Genomic DNA, 6,330 nt, shown 5'->3' on the forward strand with positions numbered 1-6,330 from the left:
TCCACGCCTATGCGTTTAAGTTTCATGCGGGCTCCCCCTCCGGGATTGTTTGTTTCGTAACCTACAGTCTGGCGCAATGACGCCGTAGGAGGGAGGAGTCCATCTCATTGGGCTACGAACGAAGCACTTCGCGGCTAAAGCCGCTCCTACAGGGGAGACAGCGTTTTTGTAGGAGCGGCTGGGCGGCACTCCGTTTCAGCCGCGATGCTCCTCTGACGCACCTGCCGATGCATTTCCCGAATACAATCGCCACATGCCTCACGACGATGCCCCTGCCCCGACCATGACCGCCATCCCCAGCCACGCCGAACTGATCCTGCCCGCCCCCGCCAAGCTCAACCTGATGCTGCATATCCTCGGCCGCCGCGCCGATGGCTATCACGAGCTGCAGACGCTGTTTCAGTTTCTCGACCACGGCGACGAGCTCGGCTTCAGCCTGCGTCAGGATGGCGAAATCCGTCTGCACACGCCCATCGACGGCGTGCCACATGACAGCAACCTGATCGTGCGCGCAGCCAAAAGGCTGCAGGAAGCCAGCGGCACCCAGCTCGGCGCCGATATCTGGCTGGACAAACGCCTGCCCATGGGCGGCGGCATCGGCGGTGGCAGCTCGGATGCCGCCACCACCCTGCTCGGTCTCGACCACCTGTGGCAAACCCAACTGGGCGAAGATCGCCTGGCCGAACTGGGCCTGACCCTGGGCGCCGACGTACCGGTATTCGTGCGCGGCCGCGCGGCCTTCGCCGAAGGCGTTGGCGAGCGCCTGACCCCAGTCGAACTGGACGAGCCCTGGTTCCTCGTCGCAGTACCGCAAGTCTTTGTCAGCACAGCAGAAGTTTTCGGCTCGCCCGAGTTGACACGCGATACGCCGCCCATTAAAGTTCGCAGCCTTCTTGCGGGGGGTGGTCGAAACGACTGCCAGCCGGTTGTAGAGAAGCGTTACCCTGAAGTTCGTAACGCTTTGATCTTGTTGAACAAATTTGTTTCAGCTAGATTGACCGGCACTGGAGCTTGCATATTTGGGAGCTTCCCAAATAGGGACGATGCTGATAAAGTCGCCCGCCAACTTCCAGGCACTTTGCCGAGCTTTGTCGCTCAAGGTCGCAACATTTCGATGCTGCACCGCAGGCTCCAAGCATTGGCCAAGAAGTGAATGCTCAGCATTCGGCTATACGATACAGGGGCGTCGCCAAGCGGTAAGGCACCAGGTTTTGATCCTGGCATGCGTTGGTTCGAATCCAGCCGCCCCTGCCATAACCTCCCTCGGGAGGCATCGAGAACCGAGTCAACAAGCATTCAACACAGAATATAGGGGCGTCGCCAAGCGGTAAGGCACCAGGTTTTGATCCTGGCATGCGTTGGTTCGAATCCAGCCGCCCCTGCCATTTTCCATACCCATCCAGGTATACCCCCAGCCGGCAGGTACTGCGCGTGTCCAAGATGATGGTCTTCACGGGGAACGCAAACCCCGATCTGGCGCGACGGATCGTTCGTCAGCTGCACATTCCCCTCGGCGATGCTTCGGTCGGTAAGTTCTCCGACGGCGAAGTCATGATCGAAATCAACGAGAACGTTCGCGGTAAGGACGTCTTCCTGATTCAGCCGACCTGTGCACCCACCAACGACAACCTGATGGAACTGGTAGTGATGGCCGACGCCTTCCGCCGTTCCTCGGCGACTCGCATCACTGCAGTCATCCCCTACTTCGGTTATGCCCGCCAGGATCGCCGTCCGCGTTCCGCGCGCGTGGCAATCAGCGCCAAAGTGGTTGCCGACATGCTCACCGTGGTCGGTATCGACCGCGTGCTGACCGTCGACCTGCACGCTGACCAGATCCAGGGCTTCTTCGACATCCCGGTGGACAACATCTACGGCTCCCCGGTCCTGGTCGACGACATCGAAGACCAGCGCTTCGACAACCTGATGATCGTCTCCCCCGATATCGGTGGCGTCGTACGTGCTCGCGCCGTGGCCAAGAGCCTGGGCGTCGACCTGGCGATCATCGACAAGCGTCGTGAGAAGGCCAACCAGTCCGAAGTGATGCACATCATCGGTGACGTCGAAGGCCGTACCTGCATCCTGGTCGACGACATGGTCGACACTGCCGGCACCCTGTGCCACGCCGCCAAAGCACTGAAAGAGCGCGGCGCCGCCAAGGTCTACGCCTACTGCACCCACCCGGTGCTGTCCGGCCGCGCCATCGAGAACATCGAGAATTCCGTCCTGGACGAGCTGGTGGTCACCAACACCATCCCGCTGTCCGCTGCGGCGCAGTCCTGCTCGCGCATTCGCCAGCTCGACATCGCCCCGGTCGTTGCCGAAGCGGTACGCCGCATCAGCAACGAAGAATCGATCAGCGCCATGTTCCGCTAAGCGGAACTGGCCAGATCACACTGCCCCGCCTCGTGCGGGGCTTTTTGCCCTACCGCCCGAGGCTGGTCGCAAGCCACAAGGCGGTTTGGTTATTTTGGAGAAGTGAAATGACTGTTGAATTTGCCCTGAATGCCGAAGTGCGTTCCGACCTGGGGAAAGGTGCGAGCCGCCGCCTGCGTCGTAACGTGTCCATGGTTCCTGCCGTGATCTACGGTGGCGACAAAGCCCCGCAATCGATCAGCCTGCTGGCCAAAGACCTGGCCAAGCTGCTGGAAAACGAAGCGGCTTTCAGCCACGTTCTGAGCCTGGACGTTGCCGGTACCAAAGAAAGCGTCGTGATCAAAGCCCTGCAGCGCCACCCGGCCAAAGGCTTCGTACTGCACGCTGACTTCCAGCGCGTCGTTGCCGGCCAGAAGCTGAGCGCTCACGTACCCCTGCACTTCATCAACGAAGCTACTTCCGTTGGAGTGAAGCAGCAAGGTGGCGAGATCTCCCACACCATCAGCGAAGTCGAAGTTTCCTGCCTGCCGAAAGACCTGCCGGAATTCATCGAAGTCGACATGGCTGCAGTAGAAGTTGGCCAGACCGTCCACATGTCCGACCTGAAGCTGCCGAAAGGCGTTGAGCTGGTTGCTCTGGCTCATGGTAACGACCTGGCTGTCTCCAACATCCACGCCAGCCGCGTTAAAGACGAAGAAGGCGCTGCCGAGTAATCACAGCGCGGAACCCGCCCGGCAGGCGATCACGCCGGGCGATTTCCTCAAAAGGGCTCCTGTATGACTGCCGTACAACTGATCGTTGGCCTGGGTAACCCCGGCCCCGAATACGACCAGACCCGGCACAATGCAGGGGCCCTTTTCGTTGAGCGCGTGGCCGAGAGCCAGCGCGTCAACCTATCTGTCGATCGCAAGTATTTCGGCCTGGTGGGCAAGTTCGTTCACCAGGGGCGCGAAGTTCGCCTGCTCATCCCCACCACCTACATGAACCGCAGCGGCCAGTCCGTGGCGGCCTTGGCCAATTTCTTCAAGATCAAACCCGAAGAAATCCTGGTGGCCCACGACGAACTCGACATGCCACCCGGCGTCGCCAAGCTCAAACAGGGCGGCGGCCACGGCGGGCACAACGGCCTGCGCGACATCATCGCCCAGCTCGGCAACCAGAATAACTTCCACCGCCTGCGGCTCGGCATCGGCCACCCGGGGCACGCCAGCCTGGTATCCGGCTACGTGCTCGGACGCGCCCCACGCAGCGAACAGGAACTGCTCGACAAGAGCATCGACTTCGCCTTGGACGTCCTGCCGGAAATACTTGCCGGCGACTGGACCGTGGCCATGCGCAAACTGCATAGCCAGAAGGCCACCAAGTAACCATCTTTTACCGAGGGACACATCATGGGATTCAACTGCGGCATCGTCGGCCTGCCCAACGTCGGCAAGTCCACCCTGTTCAACGCCCTCACCAAATCCGGCATCGCGGCGGAGAACTTCCCCTTCTGCACCATCGAGCCGAACAGCGGCATCGTGCCCATGCCCGACCCGCGCCTGGATGCCCTGGCCGAAATCGTCAAACCCGAGAAGGTCATCCCCACCACCATGGAATTCGTCGACATCGCCGGCCTGGTCGCGGGCGCGTCGAAAGGTGAGGGGCTGGGCAACAAGTTCCTCGCCAACATCCGCGAGACCGACGCCATAGCCCATGTGGTGCGCTGCTTTGAAGACGACAACGTCATCCACGTTGCCAACAGCGTCGACCCCAAGCGCGACATCGAGATCATCGACCTCGAACTGATCATGGCCGACCTCGACAGCTGCGAGAAACAACTGCAGCGCGTGGCTCGCACCGCCAAGGGTGGCGACAAGGAATCCGTGGCGCAGAAGGCCCTGCTGGAAAAACTCATCCCCCACCTCACCGAAGGTAAGCCGGCGCGCAGCCTGCTCAAAGACCTGGGTGACGACGAGAAGCGCCTGGCCAAGACCTTCCACCTGCTCACCACCAAGCCGGTGATGTACATTGCCAACGTCGCCGAAGACGGCTTCGAGAACAACCCGCACCTCGACGTGGTGCAAGCCATCGCCGACGCAGAAGGCGCCATCGTCGTACCGGTGTGCAACAAGATCGAAGCAGAGATCGCCGAACTGGACGATCTCGAAGAAATGCAGATGTTCCTCGAAACCATGGGCATGGAAGAGCCGGGCCTGAACCGCGTGATCCGCGCCGGTTACTCGCTGCTCAACCTGCAGACCTACTTCACCGCAGGCGTGAAGGAAGTCCGCGCCTGGACCGTCCGCATCGGCGCCACCGCCCCGCAAGCCGCCGCCGTGATCCACACCGACTTCGAAAAAGGCTTCATCCGCGCCGAAGTGGTCGCCTACGACGACTTCATCCAGTACAAGGGCGAAGCCGGCGCCAAGGAAGCCGGCAAATGGCGCCTGGAAGGCAAGGACTACATCGTCAAGGACGGCGACGTGATGCACTTCCGCTTTAACGTTTGATCGTTGTAGGTAGTGCATGAACAGAACCCCGCGAAAGCGGGGTTTTGTTGTTTTTGGGGTGTGGATGTTGCCGGATTACTTCGCTACCACACTGGCTTTGCTTGAGACGTCTTGAGACTGGTGAACCAGTTCGTAACGATCTTCTCTGCTTTTCCTGTGGGTGGATTCTTGCGGTTAGTCGGAAAGCACGACAGAGTTAAGCCTTCTTTGAACTGCAATTTTGGTTGCGTTATGACTGAAGACTCCGCCAGCTCGTCCGGTCAGCCGGAGGAGAATTTCGCCAATAGTGAAGGCTGGATCTCATGGCGAAACCTCACCACTGAAGCCATGGAGCGATTTTACAAGCAGCTTCTTGCGAACACTTGCGGGACTCCTGGCTTGGTGGGCTACGAGGCAGTGAAACGAGCACGCGCAGCCAATGGCAACTTTGCTTGGTCTTGGGGCGCCGCTGCTGAAATTCAGGAAACTATCAATACGATAAATGCCTGGGGGAAATACCTGCGTGACTGGTACGCATGGAATGCCGTTGTTGAGTCTTTTGAGAAGGATGAAGACAAGTGGCAACTGCTGCATCACTTCGTTAAGCCGCTAGCTTTCTTCTGCATGCATCAACCTAGTGCAGTCAGTGATCGCCTGATGCTTCTTACAGAAACACTTTTACATCAGGCCAACTGCCTTGTAGATCCAAGCTACGTTGATCGACTTGATCAAGATGGTTTGAGGCCCGGACAAGGGCTCCGACGCTCTGATCGCAGAAAGCAAGTCATTCGCCTTGGTCAGCGCTGGACACGATTTAATGTGTTTCTGGCTGCTCTGGATACGATGAATGATTCGGCTTATCGAAAGCTTAGTCGCAATTTCCGCGACCTATCTGTTCACTCATTTGCTCCTAGACTCATGGTCGGGCAAATCATGCGTGCAGTTCGTTCAATTGAGCCCTGGCAAGAGACCGTGAAACGTATGCGTCTGGGCATCCCGTCTTGCGCAACTAAACCAGTCGCCACCTATGCGGCAGCAGCTCCGTAATCTCACTTGCCCGCTGCGTCGGCAGGCGCGTGAGGACGTCCTTCAAATAGGCGTACGGGTCATGCCCGTTGAGTCGAGCTGACTGGATCAAACTCATGATCGCCGCTGTCCGTTTACCGCTGCGCAGTGAACCTGCAAAGAGCCAGTTCTTGCGCCCCAACGCCCATGGCCGGATCTGGTTCTCTGCCCAATTATTGTCAATGGGTACGGCGCCGTCATCGAGATAGCGCGACAGCGCCGTCCAGCGTTTGAGGCTGTAATCCAATGCTTTGCTGATGGCCGAGCCATCGTGCACAAGTAGGCGCTGGGTGATCATCCAGGCATGCAACGCGTCCATCACCGGTACGGCTTTTTCTTGTCGTATTCGGCGGCGTAAATCCGGTTCTAGGTCGCGGACTTCATGCTCGATTTCGTACAGCAGCTGGATGTACCTCAAGGC

7 protein-coding genes and 2 tRNA genes are annotated in these 6,330 nt (G+C 59.2%); 8 read left to right on the top strand and 1 reads right to left on the bottom strand.

The annotated features are described in order from the left end of the window. Positions 1-283: 283 nt before the first annotated feature. From ispE to DBO86_RS25790, 8 genes are all read left to right on the top strand, one after another. Positions 284-1,153: a 4-(cytidine 5'-diphospho)-2-C-methyl-D-erythritol kinase gene (ispE, locus tag DBO86_RS04595; protein WP_108233097.1), complete on the top strand. Its 870-nt coding sequence runs from the start codon at positions 284-286 to the stop codon at positions 1,151-1,153. Positions 1,154-1,179: 26 nt separating this feature from the next. Further along, positions 1,180-1,254, top strand: a tRNA-Gln gene (locus DBO86_RS04600). A 56-nt stretch (positions 1,255-1,310) separates the two neighbouring features. After that, positions 1,311-1,385, top strand: a tRNA-Gln gene (locus tag DBO86_RS04605). Between the two features lie 46 nt (positions 1,386-1,431). Beyond that, positions 1,432-2,373 (top strand): ribose-phosphate pyrophosphokinase, encoded by a 942-nt coding sequence (locus DBO86_RS04610; protein ID WP_003244667.1) that lies wholly within the window; start codon positions 1,432-1,434, stop codon positions 2,371-2,373. Between the two features lie 107 nt (positions 2,374-2,480). Further along, complete coding sequence (locus DBO86_RS04615; protein WP_017678148.1) at positions 2,481-3,086, top strand: 50S ribosomal protein L25/general stress protein Ctc; 606 nt, start codon at positions 2,481-2,483, stop codon at positions 3,084-3,086. Between the two features lie 63 nt (positions 3,087-3,149). Continuing rightward, a complete protein-coding gene (gene pth / locus DBO86_RS04620) occupies positions 3,150-3,740 on the top strand; it encodes an aminoacyl-tRNA hydrolase (RefSeq protein WP_021488174.1) in 591 nt (196 codons plus the stop codon). 24 nt (positions 3,741-3,764) lie between these two features. Then, complete coding sequence (gene ychF, locus DBO86_RS04625) at positions 3,765-4,865, top strand: redox-regulated ATPase YchF (RefSeq protein WP_108233096.1); 1,101 nt, start codon at positions 3,765-3,767, stop codon at positions 4,863-4,865. A gap of 231 nt (positions 4,866-5,096) precedes the next feature. Further along, a complete protein-coding gene (locus tag DBO86_RS25790; RefSeq protein WP_146173182.1) occupies positions 5,097-5,891 on the top strand; it encodes a hypothetical protein in 795 nt (264 codons plus the stop codon). Here the strand turns inward: DBO86_RS25790 and DBO86_RS04630 are convergent. Further along, positions 5,854-6,330: IS66 family transposase (locus DBO86_RS04630; RefSeq protein WP_146173183.1), on the bottom strand; the 477-nt coding region annotated here is incomplete at its 5' end. The two genes, DBO86_RS25790 and DBO86_RS04630, sit on opposite strands and share 38 nt — an antisense overlap.

This window comes from Ectopseudomonas oleovorans (assembly GCF_003052605.1).
Classification (GTDB): domain Bacteria; phylum Pseudomonadota; class Gammaproteobacteria; order Pseudomonadales; family Pseudomonadaceae; genus Aquipseudomonas; species Aquipseudomonas oleovorans_A.

What these genes read in the sequence shown, in the direction of transcription:
- ispE (WP_108233097.1), top strand. Translation starts at nt 284, where the DNA reads ATGACCGCCATCCCCAGCCACGCCGAACTGATCCTGCCCGCCCCCGCC.
- DBO86_RS04615 (WP_017678148.1), top strand. Translation starts at nt 2,481, where the DNA reads ATGACTGTTGAATTTGCCCTGAATGCCGAAGTGCGTTCCGACCTGGGG.
- pth (WP_021488174.1), top strand. Translation starts at nt 3,150, where the DNA reads ATGACTGCCGTACAACTGATCGTTGGCCTGGGTAACCCCGGCCCCGAA.
- ychF (WP_108233096.1), top strand. Translation starts at nt 3,765, where the DNA reads ATGGGATTCAACTGCGGCATCGTCGGCCTGCCCAACGTCGGCAAGTCC.
- DBO86_RS25790 (WP_146173182.1), top strand. Translation starts at nt 5,097, where the DNA reads ATGACTGAAGACTCCGCCAGCTCGTCCGGTCAGCCGGAGGAGAATTTC.